Here is a 26,126-nt window from a genome sequence, read left to right as displayed (position 1 = left end):
TGGATGGAGTAAAGCGACCTGGTCCGGGCGTGTCAAGAGCCGTCGGGCGGACCCGCATTGCCCGTGACGGACTGTGCTGTCCCGCGTCGCGCCAGGTCACGGGCCCGCGCCGGTGCGCGTACGGCGGCGAGCGGCGACAGTCGGTGGGCAAGGGCGGCGAACGGCGGCGAACGGTGAAGATCAGGCGCGGTCGAGCAGACGGTGCAGCGACGCCTTGAAGGCCGCCACGAAGGAGTCACGGGTCGCGTCGTCGAGGAGGTCCAGGGACAGATAGGGGTTGAGATCCTCCAGTTCGACCAGCAGCAGCGCGCCGTCCGGCGCGCGGCAGGCGTCGACGCGCTGGATCCCGTGGTCGATGTCGTTCCAGTCGATGAACCGCGCCGCGAAGTCCAGGTCGGCGGGCGTCGGTTCGTAGCGTTCGAGGTGCCAGCGGCGGTCGGGGCGGGGCGCGTACAGGGCGTACTGGAAGGTGTGGTCGACGTAGTAGAACGACACCTCGTACCGGAAGTCGATGCGCGGCTGGACGAGGAGGCCCGGGCCGTCGTCGAACGACAGGGTCCGCAGCCGCTCCCGGGGGACGAACTCCAGGCCTATCGAGTCCGCGCCGAGCTTCGGTTTCACCACGTATGCGGCCGCGTGCGGGAGCAGCCCGAGATCCTCCGGCCGGTCGACGGTCGGGATCACCGGAAAGCCCTGGGCGGTGAGGTCGACGAGATACTGCTTCCCGGCCTGGTCGCCCTTGCCCGTCAGCTGGGTGCAGACCGGCACCCCGTGGCTCGTCGCCCGCTCGCGGAAGGCGTCGTACGCGGCCTGGTGGTGCAGGACGGGCCCGCTGTTGCGGACCACCACGGCGTCGAAGCCGGGCGAGTCCATCAGCGCGGGCGCGTCGAGCGGGTGGCACAGCGCGAGGTCGAAGTCCTCGCGGAGCCGGGAGGTCAGGAAGATGTCCTCGTCGCAGTACCGGCGGCCCTTGGCGGGGTAGGCCAGATCGGTCACGAACAGCAGTCTGGGCCGGTCGGCGGCCATGGACACTCCCGGTGGTTCGGTCTCCGGCCCCCATTACACCCCGGCCGGTGCCACTCGCCGGACGCTGGGTTCCGGTACGGGCGGGCGGGGTGCGGCAGGGCCCACGGGGTGTCCGGCCGCGTGTGGCCACGTCTGGCTGCGTCTGGCCACGTGTCGACGGAGTTGGCCGGATGCGAACTGCGGGAGGCGTTGACTAGAAAGCGCTTACCGAATACGTTCCGGTTCATCAGCGTGACCTGCATCCGGCACCGCGAACGCGAGACGCGCCACCCAGCTCCGCTGCAAGAAGCTCCGCCCCGGACGGCGCTCCCGGCCCCACCCGGAAGCGCCGGCCCGGACACCACCCCGGGACACGCTGACATCCGGCGGCCGGACGGACCTCTCTTCCCCCATGGAGGTTCGCCCGGCCGCCGGACGCGTGTCCGGCAGACGGGAATTGTCAGACAGGCCCTAGGCCCAGGCGGTGGTGGCGACGAACGAACTGTCCTGCCGGAAGAGGTCGGTGCCGTCCGGCACGTCCACCCGCAGTTGGTAGCTGTAGTGGCGGAGGTAGCGGCCGGGATAGTTGTACGACTCCAGCCGGACCGAACCACTGGCGGTGCCCGTACGGGCGATGAACGTGGCGTCCCCGGCGAACGTGGACGAGCCGTCGTTCGCGTCGAAACGGCCCCGGAAGTCCCAGTGCCGCAGGTAGTTGCCGGCCGCGTTGCGGAAGGAGTAGCCGTTCGCGTCGGCGAGGCCCGCCACGATGGTGAACGTGGACGCCTGCTTCTCCGCGGCCGTGCTGGACGCGGTCACCACGGGGAGGTTGAGCAGGGCGGACTGGTCCTGCCAGTAACGGGTGGTGTAGTTGCCCGACCGGAGCGAACGGGTCACCCCCGTCGGCAGGCTCACCCCGCCGGACACCGTCTCCTTGAGCACGGTGAAGTGGCGCGCGGTACCGGAGATGCCGGGCAGCGCCCGGGGCGCGCTCCAGGTGGTGAAGCCGTCGTAGCTGTCGCTGCAGTAGTAACTGCCGTCGCCGTACCCGTCGAAGAAGATGCGCCATGCGCCGTTGTCGAGCTGGATCAGCGCGGCACCCTCACGCGTGCCGCCCCAGCCCGCCCAGTTGCCGGTCCGGCTGATGGTGTACGGCCCGGTGAGCGCGCCGGCCGTGGCGTACTCGATGTACTTCGACGTCTCGTTCTTCGTGAAGGCGTGATAGGTCGAGCCGGTCCGCACCACGAACGTGTCGATGTGGTTGGTGCCGATACCGGACAGGGCGACCGGCGAACTCCACCCAGTGAGTGCCGAGTTGGTGGCCCGCAGCCGGTACGGGGTGAAGATCCACTCGTCGTTGGTGGTCGAGCAGGACACCAGGATGTTCACACTGCCGTCGCTGTCGACGAACCACTCCGGCGCCCAGGCGCGCGACAAATTGGTGATGGGGACCGTGTAGTCGTACAGGAACGTCCAGTTGCTGCGGTCCGAGCTGCGGGCGAAGCCGATGGTGGTGCTGGTGTCCTGCCAGGTGTGGGTGGTGTAGGTGATGTAGTAGTAGCCGTCGGTGTGCTTGAGGATGCTGGCGTCCCGGATCCGGTTCGCCGGCGGGGTGTACGCGGAGGACTTGAGGAGCCGGAAGTCCGTCGCGTCGTCCGACTGGTAGACGTTCACCGTGCCGTCGTTGCTGTTGAGGAACGGCACGATGGTGTAGCGGGTGGCGGAGCCGCTGGGCGGTGCCGCCGCCGCGGCCGGACCGAGCAGGCCCGGCAGCCCGCCCACGGCGAGGGCCGGGACCGGCACGGCGGCCATGGCCCGCAACAGGCTCCGGCGCGAGGGGGCGAAGGGTCGGGGCGTACCGGTCGCGTCCGGCGTGGGGGCGGATCCGGTGAACCCGGCGGGTCTGTCTGGCGTGATCATGTGCGGCTCTCCTAGGGGACGCGTGCCTGCCGTTCGTGGTGCGGTGGACCGTGGTGCGGTGGACCGTGGGGCCGGCGGTTCGGGTGCGGCGGTTGGTGTCCGGCTCAGTGGTCAGGTGTCCGGCTCGGCGGGCCGGTTGAGACGGGTGGTTCAGAACCTGGCGCCGATCGGCGTGCCGTCCCGCGGGACCAGGAAGTCCCGGGCGGGCGGCAGTGCGCCGTCGGACGAGCGTGGGCCGGTGACGGCGCCCGGGTCCGTGCTCACGACCGACGACTCGCCCCAGGCGCCGCCCAGCTCCCAGGAGTTGCCCGAGGACGTGGTCGTGGGGCCGAGGGCGGCGGCCCGGGAGTCCGCGACGGAGAGGTTGGCGGTGAGGACCGCCGTCCCGCCCGAGCCGTCCGCGTCGAAACCCGTTCCCGCGTTGCGGAACGTCGTGTTGCGGCTCAGGGCGAGCGCGCCGGGATTGCCGTTGTCGGTGACGCCGTGCGCCGCGTTCCGGTACGCGACCGAGTTGCGCAGCGTGTGGGCCACCGCCGGGGCCGGACTCCCGCCGCCCAGTTTGAAGCCGTTGCCGTCGCCCGCGAAGTCGGGGAAGTTCCAGCGGTTGTAGCCGTTGCCGTACGCGACAGTGCTCTCCACCGCGACCGGCGAGGTGAACTTCCAGGCGTCGTAACCGTCGTCCACGTTGTTCCACAGCCGCGCGCCCCGCACGATGTTGCCGCTCCCGCTGCCCTCCTTGATGGCCAGCCCGTCGGCGCTCTCGCCGTTCTTGCGCGGGTCGCGGTTGCCGTAACTGTCCAGGTTCAGGATCTGGTTGCCCGCCGAGGCGCCCTGGAGCTGGAAGCCGGACTCGTAGTTGTCGTGCGTGGTGAGGCGGGAGAACACGTTGTTGTTGCAGCCGTCGCAGTAGTAGCCGTAGGGCCCGTTGACGATCTCCAGACCCGAGACCTTCCAGTACGAGGCCTCCTGGTGGACGGCGCCACGCTCGGCGCGCGGGATGCTGCCGCCGACCGGTGTGTGACTGGCGGGCAGCTGTTCGCCGTCGATGACGACCCGTTCGCCCTCGTGGGCGCCGAGGGAGATCGGCTGCGACGCCGTTCCCGAGGTGGTGACGGTGATGTTGTCGGTCAGGACGTAGGTGCCGCCGCGCACGGCGATGACGTCACCCGGCCTCGCCCTGTCGACGGCCTTCTGGATGGTCCGCAGCGGTTGTCCGAGGGTGCCCGCGGCTGAGTCGTCACCGTCGACCGCCACCACGATCGTCGCGGCGGTGGGCGCGGCCGTTGCGGCCGTCGCCGGCGCCGGGGTCGCCATCGTCGTCAGCACGGCACCCAGCGCCGTCCCTGTGAGCATGCCCGCAGTGCGCACGAGGTCTCCTTGTCTGCCGATCCGTACGTTGTCGCGGATCAGTGGTCGCCCGCACCGGGTTGGTTGCCGAGGAAGGGATGGGCCGATATGTCGAACAAGGTTCGGCGAGCCGGTCAGAACGTAGGGCGCGGTCGTGACCACGTCAATAACTTCAGCGCGCCCGACCCGTCGGACATGTGCGGTCACTCGGGGTGCGCTTGTTCTCGCCAGGTTTGGCGCGGCGGCGTCCGGCTACCCGAACCATGTGTCAGTGACAGAGCTTCAGGAACTCGTTCGTTTCCTTGAGGACCGGTTCGCCTGTGCGCAGGCCTGCACCGAGTGCGCGAGGGTGTGTGCCCTGCGTGCGAGCCTCGCCGACATCGACGGTCCCGAGGGCCAGCAACTGATCCGGCGCAAGGGCATGCTGTGCACGGAGGTCTGCGACGCGACCTGCCGTCTCCTGGCGGAGCAGGTCACCCAGTCCGAGGACACCATGCGCTCCCAGGTCGAGTGGTGCCGCACTGTCTGCCTCGAAACCGCCCAGGTCTTCGACGCCGACACAGGCACCGACACCGGCACCGGTTCCGGTTCCGGGGAGAGCGCCCAGGCCTGCCGCGACTGTGCCCGTGCCTGTACGGAATTCCTCGCCCAGCTGCGGTGACCCAGCCGGGCCTGTCACCGGCATTCCCTATTTCTGGAACGCGTTCTACGGTGTGCGCCGTCAGGTCCGGGTGCCCGCCGCAGCGGGTCGGGGAACCAGGGAGGCGCCGTGCATCTCGAATACACGCCGGAGCAGCAGCGGTTGCGCACCGAACTGCGCGCCTATTTCGCCGAACTCGTACCGGACGACGTGCACGCCCGGTACGCCGACCCGCCCGCGCAGAAGCGCTTCTACCGTGACACCATCCGCCGGCTGGGCTCCGACGGCTGGCTGGGCGTCGGCTGGCCGAAGGAGTACGGCGGGCGCGGGCTGACGCCGATGGAGCAGTTCATCTTCTTCGACGAGGCCGCCCAGGCCGGCGTACCGCTGCCGCTGATGGCGCTGAACACGGTCGGCCCGACCATCATGAGGTTCGGCACGGACGAGCAGAAGGCCCACTTCCTGCCGCGGATCCTCTCCGGCGAGATCGACTTCGCGATCGGCTACAGCGAACCCGACGCGGGCACGGACCTGGCCGCCCTCAAGACGCGGGCGGTCAGGGAGGGAGACGTCGAGACCGGCCACTACACGGTCGACGGCCAGAAGATCTGGACGACGAACGGCGACACGGCCGACTGGGTCTGGCTCGCCGTCCGCACCGACCCCGAAGCGCCGCCGCACAAGGGCATCACCATGCTCCTCGTGCCGACCTCCGACCCCGGCTACTCCTGCACGCTCATCAACACCCTTGCCTCGCACGACACCACAGCCAGCTATTACGAGAACATCCGCGTCCCGGCCTCCCGCCGCGTCGGCGAGGAGAACAAGGGCTGGCGGCTGATCACCAACCAGCTCAACCACGAGCGCGTCACGCTCGCCGCGCACGGCACCATGGCCATCCGCGCCCTGCACGACGTACAGCGCTGGGCCATGGAGACCAAACTCGCCGACGGACGCCGCGTCGTCGACCTGCCCTGGGTGCGCCGGACCCTCGCCCGGACCCACCTCAGGCTCGACGCGATGAAACTCCTCAACTGGCAGATGGTGAACGCCGTCCAGGAGGGCACCCTCACCCCGCAGGACGCCTCCGCGGTCAAGGTGTACGGGTCCGAGGCCCGCCGTGACGCGTACGCCTGTCTCATGGAGATCGTCGCCGCCGCGGGTGCCCTGAAGGACGGGTCGGCGGGCGCGGTCCTGCACGGAGACCTGGAGCGCGGCTACCGCTCGGCCGTCATCTTCACCTTCGGCGGCGGCAACAACGAGATCCAACGGGAGATCATCTCGTGGATCGGACTGGGCATGCCCAGGGTGCGGCGCTAGCGGGCTGCAGCGAGGATCGCATCGCGTTGCAGTGTCGCGACGTTGGATCAGTCGCGCCGGCCCGTCGGCCGCTACATACGAGAGTCACGGTTTCGTACGGCGCTGAGGCCGGCGCCGTCGTTGAAGTACTGATGGGCATGAGCCTGGCGACGCGCATCGCGTCGGCGGCTCGTGGCCGCCGCTTCGATTCGCTGTGCCTCCGAACCGGAACCTGTCCGGCGCCGCTGCCGGCGTACCAACACCACCGTGGCGGACACCCCGATGGACACGACTGCTGTCACAGCCAATAACAGGTAGATCATCGTCTTCCCCCCCCATCGCGCAGCGCGCGTGCCCGCTCTGCATCGCGACAAAAACACTACGCCGGTGGAGCCACCCTGCGGCAGTCCGTCGTCCCCAGCCGGTGCGAGCCGCCCTGCCGTCAAATGGAGGTACCGACTCAGATGGAGGTACCGACGAGGAATTCGTCGTGCACCTCGCGGACGCGCGCGGTGACGTCGGCGGCGAGCGGCCGGGGCGCGGTCGTGAACAGCTCCGCCAGGCCTTCGACGCCCTCGTCGGCGCGGGGCCGCCACGTCGTCACCCAGTCGTCGAGCACCCCGGCCAGCTCCGGCCGCCGCTCGATCGCGTAGCCCGTCAGGGCCTGGGTCCAGTCCTGGCTGCGGCGGGCGTCCCTGGCGAACTCGGTGCACAGCTCGGCGAGGAACCGGTCCCCGTTGGCCTCGGCGAGCTGCCCGAACATCTCGTTGACGAGGGTGTCCACCGCGGGTTTGACCACGAGGTTGAGCCCGGTGAAGGCCTCACCCCAGTCGTACGCGATCAGGAGGTGCTCCAGGGTCTGCCGCAGCGGCTGCCAGGCGGGGCCGTCCTCCCAGGCCCGGCGGGCGGTGGCGGTCCGCGCGAGGTCGTCGCCGTGCGCGTCGGCCAGCACCCTGGTCCAGTAGGCGATCCGCTGGATCCGGCGCATCTCGTCGGCGGCCTGGAAGTGCGCGCAGTTGGTGATGTACGACGAGGGCGCCATCTGTCCGACGTACAGGCCGACCATCTGCAGGACGTGCAGCGGGAAACGCAAGGGGACGAACAGCGTGCGCAACGTGTCCACCCAACCGGGGCCGGGCCGTCCGGGGGCGGCCTGTCCGGGGTTCGCCTGTCCGGACCTCGGCGTCGCCGCCGTCCCGTTCCCCTCGTACCGGTCCACGAGGGCGTCCAGGTAGATCTCGCGGTCGTGCTGGAGCGCCACATAGTCGCGGTACGTCAGCTTCGCGGGGTCGCGGAAGCCCTCCCAGTCGTCCACCTGGAAGGGCGATCCCTCCCGGTGCGCGAGGTACCACTGGTTCAGGCTCCACTCGGGGTCCATCTCGAAGGGGACCGGATCGCGCCGGAAGTGGTAGTGGAACCTGCCGGTGACCACCTCGTAGGGCGTCGGCCTGCGCCGGACGTCGCCGAACATGCTCCAGGTCTTCTGCTGCCGCCTGTTCGCTGCACCGGTCATGGTTCAGTCCTGCCTCTCCAGGTACCAGACCCACTGCTCCTCGGTCTGCCGGAGGCGCCCGGCGAACGCCGCCAGCGCGGGCTCCAGTTCACTCAGCCGGAACGCCCGGCCCAGCTCCTCCTCCAGGCCGGCGCGGGTCAGCACGCACCGCCGGGGAACGCTGATCCGTACGTATCCGCCCTGATCGTCGACGACCACCTCGGCGCCGGGATTGTCCTGCTCGACCGCGGCGGCCACCGCCTCGGCGAGGTCGCCGTCGATGCCGCGGATCACGGGTCCCACCCGCTTGTCGGCGCTGGTGCCGGATACGGTCATCGTCGTGTCCTCACACTTCTCGGGAGCTGTGGTGATGGGCCTCGCCGTCCTGCGGGACGCCGATCCGTACGGCGCCCGTGTCGGTGGCCCGGATCGCGTACCGGTAGAGCCGGCAGCCCGACGGGTTGACGCCCGCGCCGGAGTCCAGGTCGAACTCCCAGCCGTGTCCGGCGCAGGTGAGAATGTTCTCCTCCTCGTCCCACTTGCCGTAGGCCAGCGGGAACTCCTGGTGCGGGCACACCCCCTGGTACGCGGCGAAGGACCCGTCGAGGTGGTGGACCACGAGCACCCGCTCACCGGCGACCTCCGCCTCGACGAGATCGCCCTCCCACAACCCCTCGGCCTCCGGCACGTCGAACCACCGCACCGGAGCGTCGCTCATGACGCGTACCCCACGACCACCACGTCCAGTGGCCGCACCCCCGCGCTCACCACGGTGGCGTCGTCGGGCAGCGTCCTCCCGTCGTGCCGCACCCGCAGCGGCCGGTCCTGCGCGGCCACACGGTGGTCGACCACATGGTGGGCCACCTTGTCGGCGACCACGGTCATCGGGTCCCCGTCGTCCACCGGCAACAGCAGCACCACCAGGTCCCCGTCGAACAGGGCCTGCAGAGGAAACAGCGCCATCGCCGAGCCTCCCCTTCCATCCGGGTCGTTCGCGTCGTCGCGGCCCGGGGGTCAGCCGCGGGCGGCGCTGCGGTCGTGCGGTGCGGCCTGCGCCCAGGCGTAGTCGGTGGCGTCCCGGCCCATCTCGTCGGGCGACAGCCCCATCCAGGCCAGCGCGCCCTCCATCGTCGGCGGCTGTATCTGCCCGCCGAGGAACCGGTCGATGACGTCCCAGTGCCCGCCGAAGGTGTCGTGCCAGCCCGGGTACTTCTCTTCGAGCCACTCCCGCTCTTCGGGGGCGACACCCGCGTCGGGGTTCCACCAGACGGTCGGGCGCCAGTACCAGATGCCGAGCTGCAGGGCGTGGTGGTACCAGTCGAGTTCGGGCAGGAAGTGCTCGTCCCAGTACCAGGGCTTCTCCAGCCCGAAGTCGCGGAACTGGTCCAGGAACTGCTTGCAGATCCACTCCCGCATGAACTCCTTGAAGGAGTGGCCGCGGTGCTCCAGCGGCGTGTAGTAGTCCATCGACAGGCCGGTCAGCAGGGCGAAGAGCCGCCACGACCGCCAGAACATGTGGTCCACCAACTGCTGCGCGACATCCTTGCGGCCGTGCTCCACCAGGAGCTTGATGGTCGGTTCCCCCTGCTGGGAGTGGCGCGCCTCGTCGGTCTGGATCGAGGAGATCAGCGCCCCGAAGTCCACGTCCCCGACCTTCATGGCGTCCGCGGCCATCCCGAGGAACTGCAGATTGGTGAAGCCGGTCTCGAACGTGAAGGTCAGCTGGACGGCCGTGGACACCGCGTCGTTCGCGGTGAACATGTCGTCGAAGAGACTGCGGGCGGCGAGCGCGCCCCACTCGTTCGTGTGCAGGGCCTTGTGCGCCCAGTCCGCCCGCGGCTCCTTGGCCAGCAGCCCGTACGGGAAGTAGGTCTGGATCTGGCCGTGGCGCATCTCGTCGAGGGTGCCGAACGTCGCCATGTTCCGCCACGCCGCCGCGCGCCCGAACCGGCCCATCCGGGACTCCGCGAGACTCGCCAGGTACTCCGGGATCGCGATCACTCCGTAGTGCGCGATGATCGCCGACTTCCACCCCGGGTCCAGCTGCTCGTAGACCTTCGACCGCCCGATGACGGCGTTGACCGCGTAGACACCGGCGTCCTTGCCGTACTGGTTGTGCACGTACTCGGGGTACGTGACCTTGTACGGCTCGTCCCACACCCACCACGCCTCGGCCGGCAGCCCGAAGCCGTTGGAGAGCTCGGCCGGCCAGACCTCCTCCTCCTTGACGTAGGACAGGGACCAGTTCATGTCACGGGTCAGGTCGTACCACTCGGAACGGGCAAGACGCGGCATGTGCCGTCTCCCTTCATACGGAGTGCCGGCTCGTACCACCGGCCTGTGCCGATCGGTGACGTCCCCTCATGGCTATCACCGGGACGGTGCCCGCGCCATATGCAAGTCAATAGGTGCATACGGCAGTTACGGTGAACATATGGATGTGGAGCACACAGGTGTGGAGCACACAGGTGTGGAGCACACAGGCGATCCGGGGCTGTTCGGTCCGAGCTCAGTGACCTGGCAGCTCCACAGTGATCCCATGATGTGGATCGCCGGTGTCCGCGCGCTCTACCTCCAGGCCCTGCACCCGCGCGCGGTCCGTGGCGTCATGCAGAACTCCGACTTCCGCAAGGACGCCTGGGGCCGGCTGATGCGGACGGCCCACTTCGTCGGCACCACCACGTACGGGACGAAGGAGGCGGCGGAGAAGGCCGGGGCGCGCGTGCGGAGGATCCACACGATGCTCACGGCGACCGACCCCGGCACGGGGGAGCGCTACGGCGTCGACGAACCCGCGCTGCTGCTGTGGGTCCACTGCGCCGAGATCGACTCCTATCTGCACGTCCTGCGCCGCTCCGGCCTCCCGCTCACGGACGCGCAGGCCGACCGGTACATCGACGAACACCGCGTCAGCGCACGCCTGGTGGGCCTCGCCCCCGCCGGCGTACCGTCCGACCAGCGGGAACTGGCCGCGTACTTCGAGAAGGTCCGCCCCGAACTGACCGCCGGTCCGGAGGCGCGGGACGTCGACGACTTCCTGTGCAGGCCGCCCGTCCACCCGCTGCTGGTCCCGGCGCGGGCCCTGCTGTGGCGCTGGGTGGCGCAGACCGCGTACGCCTCACTGCCGCCCCACGCCCATGAGTTGTACGGAAGATCCGTACGGTCGCCCCGGGCGGTGACCCGGCGGCTGCGCCTCACAGGCACCGTGCTGCGCTGCGTTCCCGCACGTCTGCGCTGGCAACTGCCGCCCAAACACATTATCCGCGCCATGTCACGGCTCGGCCCCGGCTCGCGCCCCGCACCGTACAAAGTCGGACCATAGCTCGTCATACTGGGCGGGCCAGGGGAGGGCGGGTCCGGACGACGGGGGCGATCGCGGCAGATGGGGGAGACCAGGCTCATCCAGGGCCGGTACCGATTGCTCGACCTGATCGGTCGAGGCGGCATGGGAGAGGTGTGGCGGGCGCGGGACGAGTCGCTGGGCAGACAGGTCGCCGTCAAGTGCCTCAAACCGCTGGGCCATCATCACGAGAACGCGTTCACCCGTGTGCTGCGGGAGCGCTTCCGGCGCGAGGCGCGGGTGGCGGCGGCCCTCCAGCACCGCGGCGTGACCGTCGTCCACGACTTCGGCGAGTCCGACGGCGTCCTGTACCTGGTGATGGAACTGCTCGACGGCCGCAATCTGAGCCAGCTCCTGGAGGACAACAGGCAGCATCCCCTGCCGGTCGGCGACATCGTGGACGTCGCCGAACAGGTCGCCGCCGCCCTCGCCTACACCCACCAGCAGGGCATCGTGCACCGCGATCTGAAGCCCGCCAACATCATGCGGCTCGACGACGGCACGGTGAAGATCTGCGACTTCGGCATCGCCCGCCTCGGCCACGACATCGGCTTCACCTCACGCCTCACCGGCACCGGCATCGCCATGGGCACCCCGCACTACATGTCACCCGAGCAGATCGGCGGCACCGAGGTCGACCAGCGCAGCGACCTCTACTCCTTCGGCTGCGTCCTGTACGAGATCGCCACCGGCGCCCCGCCGTTCGACCTCGACGACGCGTGGGCGGTCCTCGTCGGACACCGCGACACGGCACCCGAGCCGCCGCGCAGCCACCGCGCCGAACTCCCCGAGTTCCTCGACCGGATCATCCTCGACCTGCTGGCCAAGGAGCCCGGACGGCGACCGCACGACGCCCGCGAGCTGGGCCGCCGGATCGGCGCGGGCCGCACCACACCGGCGTACGTGCCGACCATGGTGTCGGCGCCCGTGCGGCCCGAGGAGGTGAGGTGGCCCGAGGTGCGGGAGTGGCCCGAGGCGGCGGGACGCCCTGGGGCGACAGCGCGTCCTGAAGCGGCGGGCGGCCCCGACGCCGCGGAAGGCCCTGTGGTGGCCGGGCGGCCCGTCTCCCGCGAGGCGCGGATGCCGTCCTGGACCCGCGGCATGACCACAGGACACAAGGCGACCGGGACCGGCGCGGGACTGCGCGCCACACCGCCCGACGCCGCCGCGGGCCTCACAGGTGACTGGATCGCCCGCACCGACACCCGCGGCGCCCCGGACCCCCTGCCCGCCGAACGACCCGTCCCGGCACCGGAGTTGCTCACCGCACTCACCGGCCGCCACAACGCGGGGCTGAGCCTGGGACGGCTGAGCCGCTGGGCGGAGGCAGGCGAAGTGCACCGCGCCGTCGCCGCCGAACGCGAGCACGCCCTGGGGCCGGACCACCCCGACACCCTGGCCAGCCGCTACGAGGTCGGCTTCACCCTCAGCCGCACGGGCCGCCCCGCCGACGCGCTGCGCGAATACACGCACGTGGCCCGCACCAGGGAGCACGTACTCGGCCCCGAGCACCCGGACACCCTGGCCGCCCGCCAGGAAATGGCCTACGTACTCGGCCAGTTGGGGCGCCACTTCGACGCCCACCAGGTCTACACGGGCGTACTCGCCACCCGGGAACGCGCCATGGGACCCGACCATCCGGACACCCTGCGCTGCCGCCACAACCTCGCCTTCAACCTCAGCAGGCTCGGGCGCCTCGACGACTCGTACCGGATGGCGAGCGAGGTGGCCGCGGCCCGCGCCCGGGTGCTCGGCCCGAACCATCCCGACACCCTCGTCACCCGGTACGAAGTCGCTTACGCACTGGGCCAGCTGGGACGCTGGACCGAGGCGCTGGGCACCTACCAGGAGGTCGCCGGGGCGCGGGCACAGGCGCTCGGCCCCGACCATCCGGACACGCTCGCCGCCCGCTACGAGGTCGGCATCAGCCTCGGCCGGCTCGGGCACAGCGCGCAGGCCCTGGAGCTGTACCGGGGGCTGATCGACGACCGGACCCGGGTGCACGGGCCCGCCCATCCCGAGACCCTGCGCGCCCGGCACGGCCTCGGAGTCAACCTCGGGCGGCTCGGCCGGTGGGAGGAGGCGCTCGCCGAATCCCGTGACGTGTGCGCCATCCGGGAGCGGATCCTCGGGCCCGACCACCCCGACACCCTGGTGAGCCGCCGCGAGGTCGCCGTCGGGCTCGGCTGGCTGGGGCGGTGGGGGGACGCGCTCGCGGAGTACCGGCAGGTGGCCGGGGCCCGTGAGCGGGTGCTCGGCGCCGACCATCCCGATGCGCTGGCCAGCCGGAACGACGAGGCGCACTGTCTGGAGCAGTTGGGGCGGGCGGGGGAGGCGGCGTCGTTGTACCGGAAGGTCGCTGCTCTGCGGCAGGGGGTTTCCGGGGCGTACTGACGTACCGCGCTGCCCTTCGGTGAACGGGGGCTGCGCCCCTCGGCCCCCGGTCGTTCTTGGGGTGCAGGCCGGTGGGGGCTGGTCGCGCAGTTCCCCGCGCTCCTGGGTGGGTGGGGGCCGGGCGGGTTCGGTGGGTGCGGGCTCTTCGTGGCTGGTCGCGCAGTTCCCCGCGCCCCTGAGGGGCGGGGGTGGGCCGTTCTTCGGGGTGCGGGCCGGCCGTGGCTGGTCGCGCCGTTCCTCGCGCCCCTCAGGGGGTGGGGGTGGGCGTGCTGTTGCCTGTGCTGCCAATAGGTTCATATGGGGGGCCGCCGGGTGCGTGTGGGGGTGGTCGGTGTGGATCTTTGCGTGTTACCTAGGGGGATGGGTGCTCACGAGGGATACCGGGAACACGACGTCGTCATTGTCGGCGGAGGGCACAACGGGCTGGTGGCCGCCGCCTACCTGGCCCGCGCGGGGAAGTCCGTGCTCGTTCTGGAGCGGCTGGCGAACACCGGCGGCGCCGCCGTGTCGACGCGGCCGTTCGCCGGGGTCGACGCCCGGCTGTCGCGCTACTCCTATCTGGTCAGTCTGCTGCCCCGGAAGATCGTCCGGGACCTGGGCCTCGACTTCCGGGTCCGCGGCCGCAACGTGTCCTCGTACACCCCCACCGAGCGCGGCGGCCGGCCCGCCGGACTGCTCGTCGGGGGCGGCGAGCGGCGCACCCGGGAGGCCTTCGCCAAGCTCACCGGCTCGGGCACCGAGTACCAGGCCTGGCAGCGCTTCTACGGCATGACCGGCCGCCTCGCCAAGAAGGTCTTCCCGACCCTCACCGAACCGCTCCCCACCCGCGACGAACTGCGCCGCCGCATCGACGACGAGGACGCCTGGCGCATCCTCTTCGAGGAGCCGCTCGGGATCGCCGTCGAGGACACCTTCGCCGACGACCTCGTCCGAGGCGTCGTCCTCACCGACGCCCTCATCGGCACCTTCGCCGACGCCCACGACCCGACCCTGCGGCAGAACCGCTGCTTCCTGTACCACGTGATCGGCGGCGGCACCGGAGCCTGGGACGTCCCGGTCGGCGGCATGGGCGCCCTCACCCACGCGCTGGCCACCGCCGCGCGCAACGCCGGCGCGGTCCTCGCCACCGGCCACGAGGTGCTCCGGGTGGAGACCGACGGACGCGCCGCCGAGGTCACGTACCGGACCGCGGACGGCGAGGGAACCGTCGCCGCCCGGCACGTGCTCGTCAACGCCTCCCCGCAGGAACTCGCACGGCTGACCGGTGACGAGCCTCCCACCCCCGCCGAGGGCGCCCAGCTCAAGGTCAACATGCTGCTGAAGCGGCTGCCCCGGCTGCGCGACACCTCCGTCGACCCGCGCGAGGCGTTCGCCGGGACCTTCCACATCGCCGAGGGGTACGAGCAACTGGCGACCGCCCACGCGCAGGCCTCGTCCGGTGTGCTGCCCGAGGCGCCGCCCTCCGAGATCTACTGCCACTCGCTGACCGACCCCACGATCCTGGGGCCCGACCTGGTCCAGCAGGGCTACCACACGCTCACCCTCTTCGGGCTGCACACTCCGGCCCGGCTCTTCGCCGAGGACAACGACGGCGTACGCCGCGAACTGCTGAAGTCGACCCTCGCGCAACTGGACGCACACCTCGTCGAACCGATCGTCGACTGCCTGGCGACCGACGGGGACGGCCGCCTGTGCATCGAGGCCAGGACCCCCCTCGACCTGGAACGCGACCTCAGGCTCCCCGGCGGCAACATCTTCCACCGCGACCTCGCTTTCCCCCACACCCAGGAGGAGACCGGCCGCTGGGGCGTAGAGACCACCCACCCCAACATCCTCCTCTGCGGCGCGGGCGCGGTGCGGGGCGGAGGAGTGAGCGGCGTACCCGGCCACAACGCCGCCATGGCCCTCCTGGAAGCCCCGTAGGGGCTTCCAGGGGCGCGGGGAACGGCGCGGGCGACCTCCACGATCCGCAGTCGCATCCGCTAGGGCAGGTCCAGCGGCGGGCGTGGCAGGTCGTGGGGCCGGGCCCTCAGTCCGAGGACGCCACCCACCCCACGGCCTCGACGCGCGCGGAGTCCGCCGGACGGCCGTCGTCGAACAGGACACCCCCGGCGTCACCGACCCGCAGCGCGTCCACGTACGCGCCCCGCCCCACATACAGCCGATCCGTCGCGTACCGCCACCGCAGCACGAGCCGCGCGGCAACGGGAAGGTCCGCGCCGACCCGATGCCACACCCGGCCCGACCAGCCGGTCACGGACCCGGCGGGATGCCCGGCCGGCGCCTCCCCGGCGCGGACGGTCGTGAACGGCACCGCCTGCCACGTCTCCCCACCGTCCTCCGACGACTCCAGGAAGAGCGCGTCGGCCTGCGGCTCGGTGTCCCACCACAGCGCGCACCGCAGCCGCCCGCCGGCGCCCACGTCAAGCGCGGGCAGCGTCAGCGTCGCGGAGGCAGCGGTCGCCATGCCGGAGAACCAGGCCGTACGCCCCCGCGCGGGCCGCACCGGAACAGCGCGGGCCAGGTTGTCGGCGGCGGCGACCCGGGGAGCGGAACCGGAGCGCCAACTGCGCACCGGATGCACCGAGTTGCCGAGCAGGACCAGGAACGAGTCGGTCGTCGGGTCGAGGACGAGCGAGGTCCCCGTGAAACCCGTGTGCCCCGCGGTGCGCGGAGTGGCCATCGCGCCCATGTACCAGTGCTGGTAGAGCTCGAAACCGAGACCGTGCTCGTCGCCGGGGAAGGCCGTGTTGAAGTCGGTGAACATCAGGTCCACGGACTCCGGCTCCAGGATGCGCGCCCTGCCGTACACCCCGCCGTTGAGCAGCGTCCGGCCGAGGACCGCGAGGTCCCACGCGGTGGAGAAGACACCGGCGTGCCCCGCGACACCACCCAGGCTGTACGCGTTCTCGTCGTGCACCTCGCCCCACACGAGCCCCCGGTCGAGCCCCGACCACGGCTTGCGGGCGTCCTCGGTGGCGGCGATGCGCGGCTGCCAGGAAGCCGGCGGGTTGTAGCGGGTGCGGTGCATACCGAGCGGCGCGGTGATCTCGGTGCGGAGCAGGACGTCCAGGGCCCGACCGGTGACCTTCTCCAGGACCAGCTGCAGCGAGATCAGGTTCAGGTCCGAGTAGAGGTACTTGGTGCCCGGCGGGTTCAGAGGCGCCTACTTCCAGATGAGCTGGAGCTTCTCCTCGTACGCAGGCGCGCTGTAGAGCGGGATCCAGGCACGGAACCCCGAGGTGTGGGTGAGCAGTTGGCGGATCGTGATGTCCTGCTTGCCCGCGCCGCCGAAGTCGGGGAGGTACGAGGCGACCTTGCCCTCCAGCTCCAGCGTGCCGCGCTCGATCTGCTGCACGGCGAGGATCGATGTGAACAGTTTGGACACCGAGGCCAGGTCGAAGACCGTGTCCTCGGCCATCGCGATCTGCCGCTCCGGGGGGAACTCCACGGCGGTGTCGGTCTTCTCGTCGTACGCCGAGTAACGCACCGCCTTGCCGATCGGCTCGTGCAGGGCGACGGTACCGCCGCGGCCCGCGAGCAGCACGGCACCCGCGTACCAGGGGTACTTGGGGGAGGGGGCGAGGAACGTCTCGGCGTCGGTGACGAGTCGGCGCAGCGGAGCGGGAAGCAGACCGGCGCGTTCGGCGGAGCCGCGGCGCAGGGTCGGGTGCTTGTGGCCTGCCGCGTCGCTCCTGGCCTGGCCGGGCGCCGCCGACGCCGCGGGCAGGGGAGCCAGGACCAGTGCGCCTCCCAACGCCGTGAGGCCCCGCCCCACTTGCCGACGGGTCGGCCCGCCACCCGCTCTGTCCCCCGCCGATGACATCGATGCCATTGAAGAGCCTCCCGTCACGCCGTCGCGCCGCCTGAAAGTATCTTTCCGCCCGCACTGTGCCCGGTGAAACTTTTATGTCAGAGGAGGGCGGTGTCAACGGTGGCGCCCCGACTCCTCCACGGTCCAAAAAACTGACGGGTCATCAGAAAAGGTCTTCCCTCGTCCACAGGACTGCGGCATCCTGCGCCCATGCAGACGGAGCTGAGCAAGAAACTCGGCGTCGAGCACGCCCTCTTCGGCTTCACGCCGTTCCCCGCCGTCGCCGCTGCCATCAGCCGGGCCGGTGGATTCGGTGTGCTCGGCGCGGTCCGCTACACCGACCCAGACGAGCTCAAACGGGACCTCGACTGGATCGAGGCACACGTCGACTCGATGCCGTACGGGCTGGATGTCGTCATGCCCGCCAAGAAGGTCGAGGGCGTCACCGAGGCCGACGTCGAGGCGATGATCCCCGAGGGCCACCGCCAGTACGTCCGGGACACCCTGGCCAAGTACGCGGTCCCCGAACTCGACGAGGGCGAGGCCTCCGGCTGGCGCATCACCGGCTGGATGGAACAGGTCGCCCGCACCCAGCTGGACGTCGCCTTCGACTACCCGATCAAGCTGCTGGCCAACGCGCTCGGTTCGCCGCCCGCCGACGTCATCGAGCGCGCCCACGAGAAGGGCGTACTCGTGGCAGCCCTCGCGGGCAGCGCCCGGCACGCGCGCAAGCACGCCGAGGCGGGCATCGACATCGTCGTCGCCCAGGGCTACGAGGGCGGCGGCCACACCGGTGAGATCGGCTCCATGGTGCTCACCCCCGAGGTCGTCGAAGCCGTCGCGCCCCTGCCGGTGCTCGCCGCCGGGGGCATCGGCAGCGGACAGCAGATGGCTGCCGCACTCACTCTCGGTGCCCAGGGTGTGTGGCTCGGCTCCATATGGCTGACCACCACAGAGGCCGACATGCACTCGCGCGCCGTGACACGGAAACTCCTCGCCGCCGGGTCCGGCGACACGGTCCGCTCGCGCGCGCTGACCGGTAAACCCGCACGGCAGCTGCGTACCGAGTGGACCGACGCCTGGGACGACCCGAACGGACCCGGCACGCTGCCCATGCCCCTCCAGGGACTCCTGGTCGCCGAGGCGCTCTCGCGGATCCAGAAGCACGAGGTCGAACCGCTGCTCGGCACACCCGTCGGACAGATCGTCGGCCGCATGAACAGTGAACGCCCCGTCCAGGAGGTCGTCGACGACCTCACCCGCGGTTTCGAGGAGGCCGTGGACCGACTCGACCGCATCGCCGGAAGGAGCCACGAGTGAGCCAGCCCCCCAACGGTTTCTGGTCCCAGGCCACCGCCGACCCCGAACGCGTCGTGCTCGTCGCGACCGACGGCGAGGAGTGGACCGCGGGACGGCTGCACGCCGAGGCCAACCGCCTGGTCCACGGACTGCGCGCCGCCGGGCTGGAACGCGGCGACTCCTTCGCCGTCGTGCTGCCCAACAGCGTCGAGTTCCTCACCGTCCACCTCGCCGCCTCCCAGGCCGGCTTCTACCTCGTGCCCGTCAACCACCATCTGGTCGGCCCCGAGATCGCCTGGATCGTCGCCGACTCCGGGGCCAAGGCGCTCATCGCGCACGAGCGGTTCGGCGACGCGGCACGCCACGCGGCCGACGAGGCGAAACTCCCCGCGGACCGGCGGTACGCGGTCGGTGCGGTCGGTGCAGGCGGTGCAGGCGGTGTGGCTGGCACGGCCGGTGCGATCGAGGGGTTCCGGCCGTACGGTGACCTGCTCGACGGGCAGCCCGGGACCGTGCCCGCGGACCGGACGCTCGGCTGGGTCATGAACTACACCTCCGGCACCACGGGTCGGCCCCGCGGCATCCGCCGCCCGCTGCCCGGCAAGCTCCCCGAGGAGACGTACCTCGGCGGCTTCCTCGGCATCTTCGGTATCAGGCCGTTCGACGGCAACGTGCATCTGGTGTGCTCGCCGCTCTACCACACGGCGGTTCTGCAGTTCGCGGGCGCGTCCCTGCACATCGGGCACCGGCTGGTGCTGATGGACAAGTGGACGCCCGAGGAGATGCTCCGGCTCATCGACACCCAGCAGTGCACCCACACCCATATGGTGCCGACCCAGTTCCACCGCCTGCTGGCGTTGCCGCAACACACCAGGGAGGCGTACGACGTGTCGTCCATGCGGCACGCCATCCATGGCGCCGCCCCCTGCCCCGACCATGTGAAACGGGCCATGATCGAGTGGTGGGGCCACAGCGTCGAGGAGTACTACGCGGCGAGCGAGGGCGGTGGGGCCTTCGCCACCGCCGAGGACTGGCTGAAGAAACCAGGCACGGTCGGCAAGGCCTGGCCGATCAGTGAACTCGCCGTCTTCGACGACGACGGGAACAGGCTGCCGCCCGGCGAACTCGGCACCGTCTACATGAAGATGAGCACCGGCGGATTCTCGTACCACAAGGACGAGACCAAGACGAGGAAGAACCGCATCGGGGACTTCTTCACCGTCGGCGACCTGGGGTACATCGACGAGGACGGCTACCTCTTCCTCCGCGACCGCAAGATCGACATGATCATCTCGGGCGGGGTCAACATCTATCCCGCCGAGATCGAGGCCGCGCTGCTCACCCACCCCGCCGTCGCCGACGCGGCCGCCTTCGGGATCCCGCACGACGACTGGGGCGAGGCGGTGAAGGCGGTCGTCGAACCCGCTCCCGGCTTCGAACCGGGCGAGGCACTGGCCGCGCGGATCCTCGAACACTGCGCCCAGCAACTGGCCGGGTACAAGCGCCCCGGGAGCGTCGACTTCATCGAGACGATGCCACGCGACCCGAACGGGAAGCTGTACAAGCGACGGCTTCGGGACCCGTACTGGGAGGGGCGTACGCGACCGGTGTGAGGCCTCGGCGCGGATGCGGTCCGGTCGAGCCCGTGTGGTCCGGACCTGTGTGGTCCGAGCCTGTGTGGGTCGAGCCTGTGTGGGTCGGGCCTGTGGGGGTTGGACCTGTGTGGGTCGGGCCCGTGTGGTCCGGATCCATGTGGATCCGGCCAGCATGTTCTTCGGCCCTATGTGGTCCCATGCCACAAGTAACCGTCCGCACCGCCCGTTCCGCAGCCCGTGCCGCCCGGCTTGACCTGCGACCTGGACGGAACCAGGATCAAGTCCCATGACGCCTGGACACGGCAGCACGGTTGACGGGGTGCTGCGTCGCAGCGCCCGGCGCACCCCGGCCCGCGTCGCGGTCACCTACCGCGAACGCACCTGGACCTACGCCGAACTCGACGAGGCCGTCTCCCGCGCGGCCGGGGTACTGCGCTCCTCGCAGCTCGCCCCGGGCGACCGCGTCGGCGCCTACGGGCACAACTCCGACGCGTACCTCATCGGCTTCCTGGCCTGCGCCCGCGCCGGACTCGTCCATGTGCCGGTGAACCAGAACCTCACCGGCGACGATCTCGCGTACATCGTCGGCCAGTCGGGCAGCACACTGGTCCTGGCCGACCCGGACCTCGCGGACCGGCTTCCCGACGGCGTGCGGGTGCTGCCGCTGCGCGACGCCGAGGACTCGCTGCTCGCCCGGCTGAGGTCGACGCCTCCCTACGACGGCCCCGAGCCGCGTACCGAGGACCTGGTGCAGCTGCTCTACACCTCGGGCACGACGGCCCTGCCCAAGGGCGCGATGCTGACCCACCGCGCGCTGGTGCACGAGTATCTGAGCGCGATCACCGCCCTCGACCTGAGCGCGGGCGATCTGCCCGTGCACTCGCTGCCGCTCTACCACTCGGCGCAGATGCACGTGTTCCTGCTGCCCTACCTCGCGGTCGGCGCCTCCAACACCATCGTCGACGCCCCCGACGGGGACCAGCTGTTCGACCTGGTCGAGGCCGGCCGGGCGGACAGCCTCTTCGCGCCGCCCACCGTGTGGATCGGTCTGTCGAACCGCCCGGACTTCGCGACCCGCGACCTGAGCGGACTGCGCAAGGCGTACTACGGGGCGTCGATCATGCCGGTGCCCGTGCTGGAACGGCTGCGGGCCCGGCTGCCGAAGCTGGCCTTCTACAACTGCTTCGGCCAGAGCGAGATCGGTCCGCTGGCCATGGTTCTCGGGCCGCACGAGCACAGGAAGAAGCGGTTGGACTCCTGCGGGCGTCCGGTGCTGTTCGTGGACGCGCGGGTGGTCGACGAGGACGGCAAGGACGTGCCCGACGGCACCTCCGGTGAGGTCGTCTACCGGTCGCCGCAGCTCTGCGAGGGCTACTGGGACAAGCCCGAGGAGAGCGCCGAGGCCTTCCGGGACGGCTGGTTCCACTCCGGTGATCTCGTGGTGCGGGACGCCGAGGGGTACTTCACGGTCGTCGACCGGGTCAAGGACGTCATCAACTCCGGGGGCGTACTGGTCGCTTCACGGCAGGTCGAGGACGCGCTCTACACCCACCCCGAGGTGGCCGAGGCCGCGGTGGTCGGGCTGCCCGACGAGCGGTGGATCGAGGCCGTCACCGCGGTCGTCGTACGCCGCGGCGAGGTCACGGAGGACGAACTGCTCGCCCACGCCCGCGAGAAGCTCGCCCACTTCAAGGCGCCGAAGCGGGTGGTGTTCGTGGACGAGCTGCCGCGCAACGCGAGCGGGAAGATCCTCAAGCGGCAGTTGCGGGACCGGTTCGGGGAGAGCTCCCCGGTGGCGCTCACCGGTGACACCGGTGACCTTGACCCTCCGGTGACCGATTCTTTGCCGGGCGAACCCCCGCCCCACTGAACTGAACCCGCCGGTGGGCCGTACCACTTACGTTACGGCGGTCCGACCACCCGAGCCTGGTCCGCCCAGCCACCACAGGGTTTCGCACGGAAGGACCTTCGGGTTGTCTAGCACCACGAACTCTCACCAGTTGCCGGACCTGGACCGGACAACCCCGAAGGAACCCGAGATGCCCGAGGCAGCGCCTCCGGCGGACAGCACGCCCACCGAGAAGGCGGGGACGCCCGCCGAGAGGGCGGCCACGCCCGCCGAGCAGGCCGAGCAGGCCGAACAGACGGACTCGGCCACCGACGAGACCGAACCCGCCGACGTGGACATATCCGCCGACGCGGATGCGTCCGCCGTCCCCGACGCCGCCGATGAGGCCTCCAGCAGCGCCGAGGACGCCTCCGGAGGCTCAGATAAGACGGTCGAGGCGCCCCCCACCCCCCGCGGCCGGCGAGCCAAGCATCCCGGCGCAGCCCGGACCGTGACGTACACGATCACCACCCTCGCCGCCCTGCTGGTGCTCTTCGCGCTGCTCATGCCGAACGAGCCCGACCGCTTCCGGCCTGCCGTGTTCCTCCGGCTGCCGGTGGAGGCGATCTTCGGCGCGGCCGTCCTCATGGTCCTGCCGAAGACACTCCGGCTGATCACGGCCGTCCTCGCCGGTCTGAGCCTGGGCGCGATGACCGTCCTGAACCTCCTCGACCTCGGCTTCAACGAATTCCTCGGACGCGGCTTCAACCTCGTACTCGACTGGGTCCTGTTCGACGACGCCCGGACGTACCTTGAGGACTCGATGGGCAGGACCGGCGCGGTCGCCGTCGTGGTCGCGGTCATCGTGCTCGTCATCGCCGTGTTCGCGCTGATGGCCCTCTCCGTCGTCCGGCTCGCCAACCTGCTGGCCCGCCAGAGCGGCCGTGCGACCCGTGCCACGCTGGTCGCCGGGACGGTCTGGGTGGCCTGCTCGGCGCTCGGCGTGCAGTTCGCCGGGGTGCAGTTCGCGGCCCGCAGCACCGCGGGGGCCGTCCAGAACCGCGTGGACCGGGTCCAGGCGACCCTCAAGGACGAGGCGGAGTTCGCCAAGATCGCCAAGAAGGACAAGTTCGCGAAGACGCCGCCGGCCCAGCTCGTCCCCGATCTGCGAGGCAAGGACGTCATCTTCGCCTTCATCGAGAGCTACGGCCGCAGCGCCATCGAGGACCCGGTCACGGCACCCGGGGTCGACGCCGTGCTCGACGACAAGACGGCGGAGCTGACCGAGGCCGGGTACGCGGCCAAGAGCGGCTGGCTCACCTCGGCGACGTACGGCGGCAGCAGCTGGCTCGGCCACTCCACCTTCCTGTCCGGGCTGTGGATCAGCAACCAGGCCCGCTACCGCACCGTCACCGCGGGCGACCACCTGACGCTCACCGGCGCCTTCCAGCGCACGGGGGACTGGCGGACCGTGGGCATCATGCCGGGTGTCCAGAAGAACTGGCCCGAGGGTTCGTTCTACGGCCTCGACAACGTCTACGACTCCCGGGAACTCGGCTACAGGGGTCCCAAGTTCAGCTGGTCGACCATGCCCGACCAGTACGCCCTGAGCGCCTACCAGCGCCTTGAGCACGGCAAGAAGCGCGACAAGCCGCTGATGTCGGAGATCATCCTGACCTCCAGCCACCAGCCGTGGGCGCCGATCCCCAAGACGATCCCCTGGGACGAGGTCGGCGACGGCTCGGTCTACAAGGACATCCAGAAGGACGGCAAGAAAGCATCGGACGTCTTCTACGACTCCACCAAGGTCAAGGAGGAGTACGGCAGGTCCATCGAGTACTCCGTGACCAGCCTCATCGACTACGTGGTCAAGTACGGCGACAAGAACACCGTGCTGGTCTTCCTGGGCGACCACCAGCCTCTGGCCAGGGTGAGCGGCGACCATGCCAACCGGGACGTGCCCGTGTCGATCGTCGCCCACGACAAGTCCGTACTCGACAAGATCGACGACTGGAACTGGACCGAGGGCCTCAAGCCCGACGACACGGCCCCGGTCTGGCGGATGGACTCTTTCCGCGACCGCTTCCTGACGGCATACGGCTCGACGCCCCACCCGTAGCCCACACGCATATGGTCCGGACCCATATGGTTCGGACCCATATGCCACTCGGTGCGGGGCTATCGCGGGCGCAGGTCCACGATGCGCCTGATCTTGCCCACCGACCGTTCCAGCGACTCCGGTTCGACGATCTCGACCCGCGCCGAGACGCCGATACCGTCCTTCACGGCCGCCGCGATGGAGCGCGCGGCCGCGTCGCGGATCTCCGGGGTGGCGCCCGCGCGCGCCTCGGCCCGGACGGTGAGCGAGTCGAGGCGGCCCTCGCGGGTCAGCCGCAACTGGAAGTGCGGGGCGACGCCCGGGGTGCGCAGGACGATCTCCTCGACCTGGGTGGGGAAGAGGTTCACCCCGCGCACGATGACCAGGTCGTCGCTGCGGCCGGTGATCTTCCGCATCCGGCGGAAGACCCGGGCCGTGCCCGGCATGAGCGTGGTCAGGTCCCTGGTCCGGTAGCGGATCACGGGCATGGCCTCCTTGGTGAGGGAGGTGAACACCAGCTCGCCCTCCTCGCCGTCCGGCAGCACCTCGCCCGTCAGCGGATCGACCACCTCCGGGTAGAAGTGGTCCTCCCAGATGTGCAGTCCGTCCTTCGTCTCCACGCACTCCTGGGCCACCCCGGGACCGATCACCTCCGACAGCCCGTATATGTCGACCGCGTCGATGGCGAACCGCTCCTCGATCTCCTGGCGCATCTCCTCGGTCCACGGCTCGGCACCGAAGATGCCCACGCGGAGCGAGGTGTGGCGCGGATCCACACCCTGCCGCTCGAACTCGTCGAGAATCGTCAGCATGTAGGAGGGCGTCACCATGATGATCCCGGGCTTCAGGTCCTGGATCAGCTGGACCTGGCGCGCGGTCATGCCGCCGGACGCGGGAATGACCGTACAGCCGAGCCGTTCGGCGCCGTAGTGGGCGCCGAGCCCACCTGTGAACAGGCCATAGCCGTAGGCCACATGTGCGATGTCTCCAGGTCGGCCGCCCGCCGCGCGGATCGAACGGGCCACCATGTCGGACCACATGGAGAGGTCGTTCTCCGTGTAGCCGACGACCGTGGGGAGCCCCGTCGTGCCACTGGAGGCATGGATGCGGCGAACACGGTCCCTGGGCACGGCGAACATCCCGTACGGGTAGTTGTCGCGCAGGTCCGCCTTCGTGGTGAAGGGGAAGCGGGCCAGGTCGGCGAGCGAGCGGCAGTCCTCCGGCCGCAGCCCCGCCTTGTCGAAGGAGTCGCGATAGAACGGCACGTTCTCGTACGCGTGCCGCAGGGTGGTCCGCAGCCGCTCCAGCTGGAGCGCGCGCAGGCCGTCGGCGTCGAGCCGCTCGCCCGCGTCCAGCACGTCCGTCACATCCGCCACAGGCCTTCTCCCTCACCTCTGGACCATTTCGGGCGACCGATCATTCGGTCGTGTCCTTTGCGGATCAAGTAATCCAGCCGTACGGGCGGCCGTCAAGGCGTGCGGCGGGAACCGGGTCCGCCGATCACCCCTCTTCCCTGCCGAGCGGACGGACGGACGACCGGTGTGCGGCAGCAGGGGACGGAGGGGCGCGGGTGTCACGTACTGGGGGAAGGGCCGCCGGGGTGGGCGGGCTGGTCGCCGCACTGGCGCTGGTCTGTCTCGGCTGGGCGGTGTGGGCGACGGCCTCCGCAGGGCTGGACGAGGGCGAGGGTGCGCGGACCGGGGACCCGCGCTCCGCCGGGGTGAAGGTGCCGTGCCGGGAGGCGTTGCGGTTCGCTGACCAGGTGCGGCTGCCGTCCGGAGCGAAGGACGCGGCCTGCGTCATGCACCACGGCATCGACACGCTGTACGACATCCGGTTCCGTATCGCCCGAACCGGCCTCGGCGCCTGGCTGGGCGAGGTGTATCCCGGCCTGGAGTTGCGTACGGGCTGTGTCCAGGAGGATGCCGACCGCTGCGGGACCCTGACCCTGGACCCGTACGCCGAAGGGGGTGCCGTGGCGGTGGAGGTGACGGTACGGGACGAGGGTGACGGCCGCGCCCTCGTCCACTACCGGCCCTTCGATACATGAACCGA

Annotated in this window: 19 protein-coding genes and 1 pseudogene; 10 read left to right on the top strand and 10 right to left on the bottom strand. The window is 70.5% G+C overall.

Annotated elements, in window-relative coordinates:
• Positions 1-180 precede the first annotated feature (180 nt).
• The 3 genes from C6Y14_RS25210 to C6Y14_RS25200 form a co-directional block, all read right to left on the bottom strand.
• Positions 181-1,026: an ATP-grasp domain-containing protein gene (locus C6Y14_RS25210; protein WP_107019101.1), complete on the bottom strand. Its 846-nt coding sequence runs from the start codon at positions 1,024-1,026 to the stop codon at positions 181-183.
• 450 nt (positions 1,027-1,476) lie between these two features.
• Positions 1,477-2,817, bottom strand: a complete 1,341-nt coding sequence (locus C6Y14_RS25205; RefSeq protein WP_225891276.1) for an AbfB domain-containing protein — start codon at positions 2,815-2,817, stop codon at positions 1,477-1,479.
• 258 nt (positions 2,818-3,075) lie between these two features.
• Positions 3,076-4,239 carry a right-handed parallel beta-helix repeat-containing protein gene (locus tag C6Y14_RS25200; protein WP_225891275.1) on the bottom strand — a complete coding sequence of 388 codons (1,164 nt, stop codon included), beginning with the start codon at positions 4,237-4,239 and terminating at the stop codon, positions 3,076-3,078.
• A gap of 298 nt (positions 4,240-4,537) precedes the next feature.
• On the opposite strand from C6Y14_RS25200, the gene C6Y14_RS25195 reads away from it, so the two are divergent.
• Positions 4,538-4,933 (top strand): ferredoxin, encoded by a 396-nt coding sequence (locus tag C6Y14_RS25195; RefSeq protein WP_107019098.1) that lies wholly within the window; start codon positions 4,538-4,540, stop codon positions 4,931-4,933.
• 108 nt (positions 4,934-5,041) lie between these two features.
• On the top strand, positions 5,042-6,232 hold the full coding sequence (locus C6Y14_RS25190) for an acyl-CoA dehydrogenase family protein (RefSeq protein WP_107019097.1): 1,191 nt from the start codon (positions 5,042-5,044) through the stop codon (positions 6,230-6,232).
• Positions 6,233-6,671: 439 nt separating this feature from the next.
• Here C6Y14_RS25190 and C6Y14_RS25185 read toward each other — a convergent pair whose 3' ends face one another.
• The 5 genes from C6Y14_RS25185 to C6Y14_RS25165 are packed head-to-tail and all read right to left on the bottom strand — an operon-like array spanning position 6,672 to position 9,998.
• Positions 6,672-7,724, bottom strand: coding sequence for a ferritin family protein (locus C6Y14_RS25185; RefSeq protein WP_107019096.1), 1,053 nt, complete (start codon positions 7,722-7,724; stop codon positions 6,672-6,674).
• 3 nt (positions 7,725-7,727) lie between these two features.
• Positions 7,728-8,039, bottom strand: coding sequence for an MmoB/DmpM family protein (locus C6Y14_RS25180; RefSeq protein WP_107019095.1), 312 nt, complete (start codon positions 8,037-8,039; stop codon positions 7,728-7,730).
• 10 nt (positions 8,040-8,049) lie between these two features.
• Positions 8,050-8,421 carry a Rieske 2Fe-2S domain-containing protein gene (locus tag C6Y14_RS25175; protein WP_107019094.1) on the bottom strand — a complete coding sequence of 124 codons (372 nt, stop codon included), beginning with the start codon at positions 8,419-8,421 and terminating at the stop codon, positions 8,050-8,052.
• Positions 8,418-8,666: a toluene-4-monooxygenase system B family protein gene (locus tag C6Y14_RS25170; protein ID WP_107019093.1), complete on the bottom strand. Its 249-nt coding sequence runs from the start codon at positions 8,664-8,666 to the stop codon at positions 8,418-8,420. The genes C6Y14_RS25175 and C6Y14_RS25170 overlap by 4 nt, the downstream gene beginning before the upstream one ends.
• A gap of 51 nt (positions 8,667-8,717) precedes the next feature.
• Positions 8,718-9,998: a ferritin family protein gene (locus tag C6Y14_RS25165; RefSeq protein WP_107019092.1), complete on the bottom strand. Its 1,281-nt coding sequence runs from the start codon at positions 9,996-9,998 to the stop codon at positions 8,718-8,720.
• A gap of 139 nt (positions 9,999-10,137) precedes the next feature.
• On the opposite strand from C6Y14_RS25165, the gene C6Y14_RS25160 reads away from it, so the two are divergent.
• The 3 genes from C6Y14_RS25160 to C6Y14_RS25150 all read left to right on the top strand — a co-directional run bounded on the left by C6Y14_RS25160 (position 10,138) and on the right by C6Y14_RS25150 (position 15,360).
• Positions 10,138-11,025 carry an oxygenase MpaB family protein gene (locus tag C6Y14_RS25160; protein ID WP_107019091.1) on the top strand — a complete coding sequence of 296 codons (888 nt, stop codon included), beginning with the start codon at positions 10,138-10,140 and terminating at the stop codon, positions 11,023-11,025.
• A gap of 60 nt (positions 11,026-11,085) precedes the next feature.
• Positions 11,086-13,437: a serine/threonine-protein kinase gene (locus C6Y14_RS25155; protein WP_107019090.1), complete on the top strand. Its 2,352-nt coding sequence runs from the start codon at positions 11,086-11,088 to the stop codon at positions 13,435-13,437.
• A gap of 360 nt (positions 13,438-13,797) precedes the next feature.
• Positions 13,798-15,360: a phytoene desaturase family protein gene (locus C6Y14_RS25150; RefSeq protein WP_107019089.1), complete on the top strand. Its 1,563-nt coding sequence runs from the start codon at positions 13,798-13,800 to the stop codon at positions 15,358-15,360.
• A gap of 106 nt (positions 15,361-15,466) precedes the next feature.
• Here C6Y14_RS25150 and C6Y14_RS25145 read toward each other — a convergent pair.
• A pseudogene (locus C6Y14_RS25145) lies at positions 15,467-17,272 on the bottom strand (serine hydrolase).
• A 189-nt stretch (positions 17,273-17,461) separates the two neighbouring features.
• Here C6Y14_RS25145 and C6Y14_RS25140 point away from each other — a divergent pair.
• From C6Y14_RS25140 to C6Y14_RS25125, 4 genes are all read left to right on the top strand, one after another.
• Positions 17,462-18,571 carry an NAD(P)H-dependent flavin oxidoreductase gene (locus C6Y14_RS25140; protein WP_107019088.1) on the top strand — a complete coding sequence of 370 codons (1,110 nt, stop codon included), beginning with the start codon at positions 17,462-17,464 and terminating at the stop codon, positions 18,569-18,571.
• Positions 18,568-20,163: an acyl-CoA synthetase gene (locus C6Y14_RS25135; RefSeq protein WP_107019087.1), complete on the top strand. Its 1,596-nt coding sequence runs from the start codon at positions 18,568-18,570 to the stop codon at positions 20,161-20,163. Before C6Y14_RS25140 ends, C6Y14_RS25135 begins: the two co-directional genes overlap by 4 nt.
• Before the next feature lie 268 nt (positions 20,164-20,431).
• Positions 20,432-22,015, top strand: a complete 1,584-nt coding sequence (locus C6Y14_RS25130) for an acyl-CoA synthetase (protein WP_107019086.1) — start codon at positions 20,432-20,434, stop codon at positions 22,013-22,015.
• Positions 22,016-22,184: 169 nt separating this feature from the next.
• Entirely contained in the window at positions 22,185-24,092 is a 1,908-nt protein-coding gene (locus C6Y14_RS25125; protein WP_318658066.1) for a sulfatase, read from the top strand.
• A gap of 59 nt (positions 24,093-24,151) precedes the next feature.
• On the opposite strand, the gene paaK is transcribed toward C6Y14_RS25125, so the two are convergent.
• Entirely contained in the window at positions 24,152-25,447 is a 1,296-nt protein-coding gene (paaK, locus tag C6Y14_RS25120) for a phenylacetate--CoA ligase PaaK (protein WP_107019084.1), read from the bottom strand.
• Positions 25,448-25,641: 194 nt separating this feature from the next.
• Here paaK and C6Y14_RS25115 point away from each other — a divergent pair, with 194 nt between their 5' ends.
• A complete protein-coding gene (locus tag C6Y14_RS25115; RefSeq protein WP_159074308.1) occupies positions 25,642-26,121 on the top strand; it encodes a hypothetical protein in 480 nt (159 codons plus the stop codon).
• Positions 26,122-26,126: the final 5 nt, after the last annotated feature.

The organism is Streptomyces dioscori (assembly GCF_003024195.1).
GTDB classification, from domain to species: Bacteria; Actinomycetota; Actinomycetes; order Streptomycetales; family Streptomycetaceae; genus Streptomyces; species Streptomyces dioscori.
The sequence above is the reverse complement of the archived record's forward strand: the minus strand, read 5'-3'. Positions and strand labels throughout refer to the sequence as shown.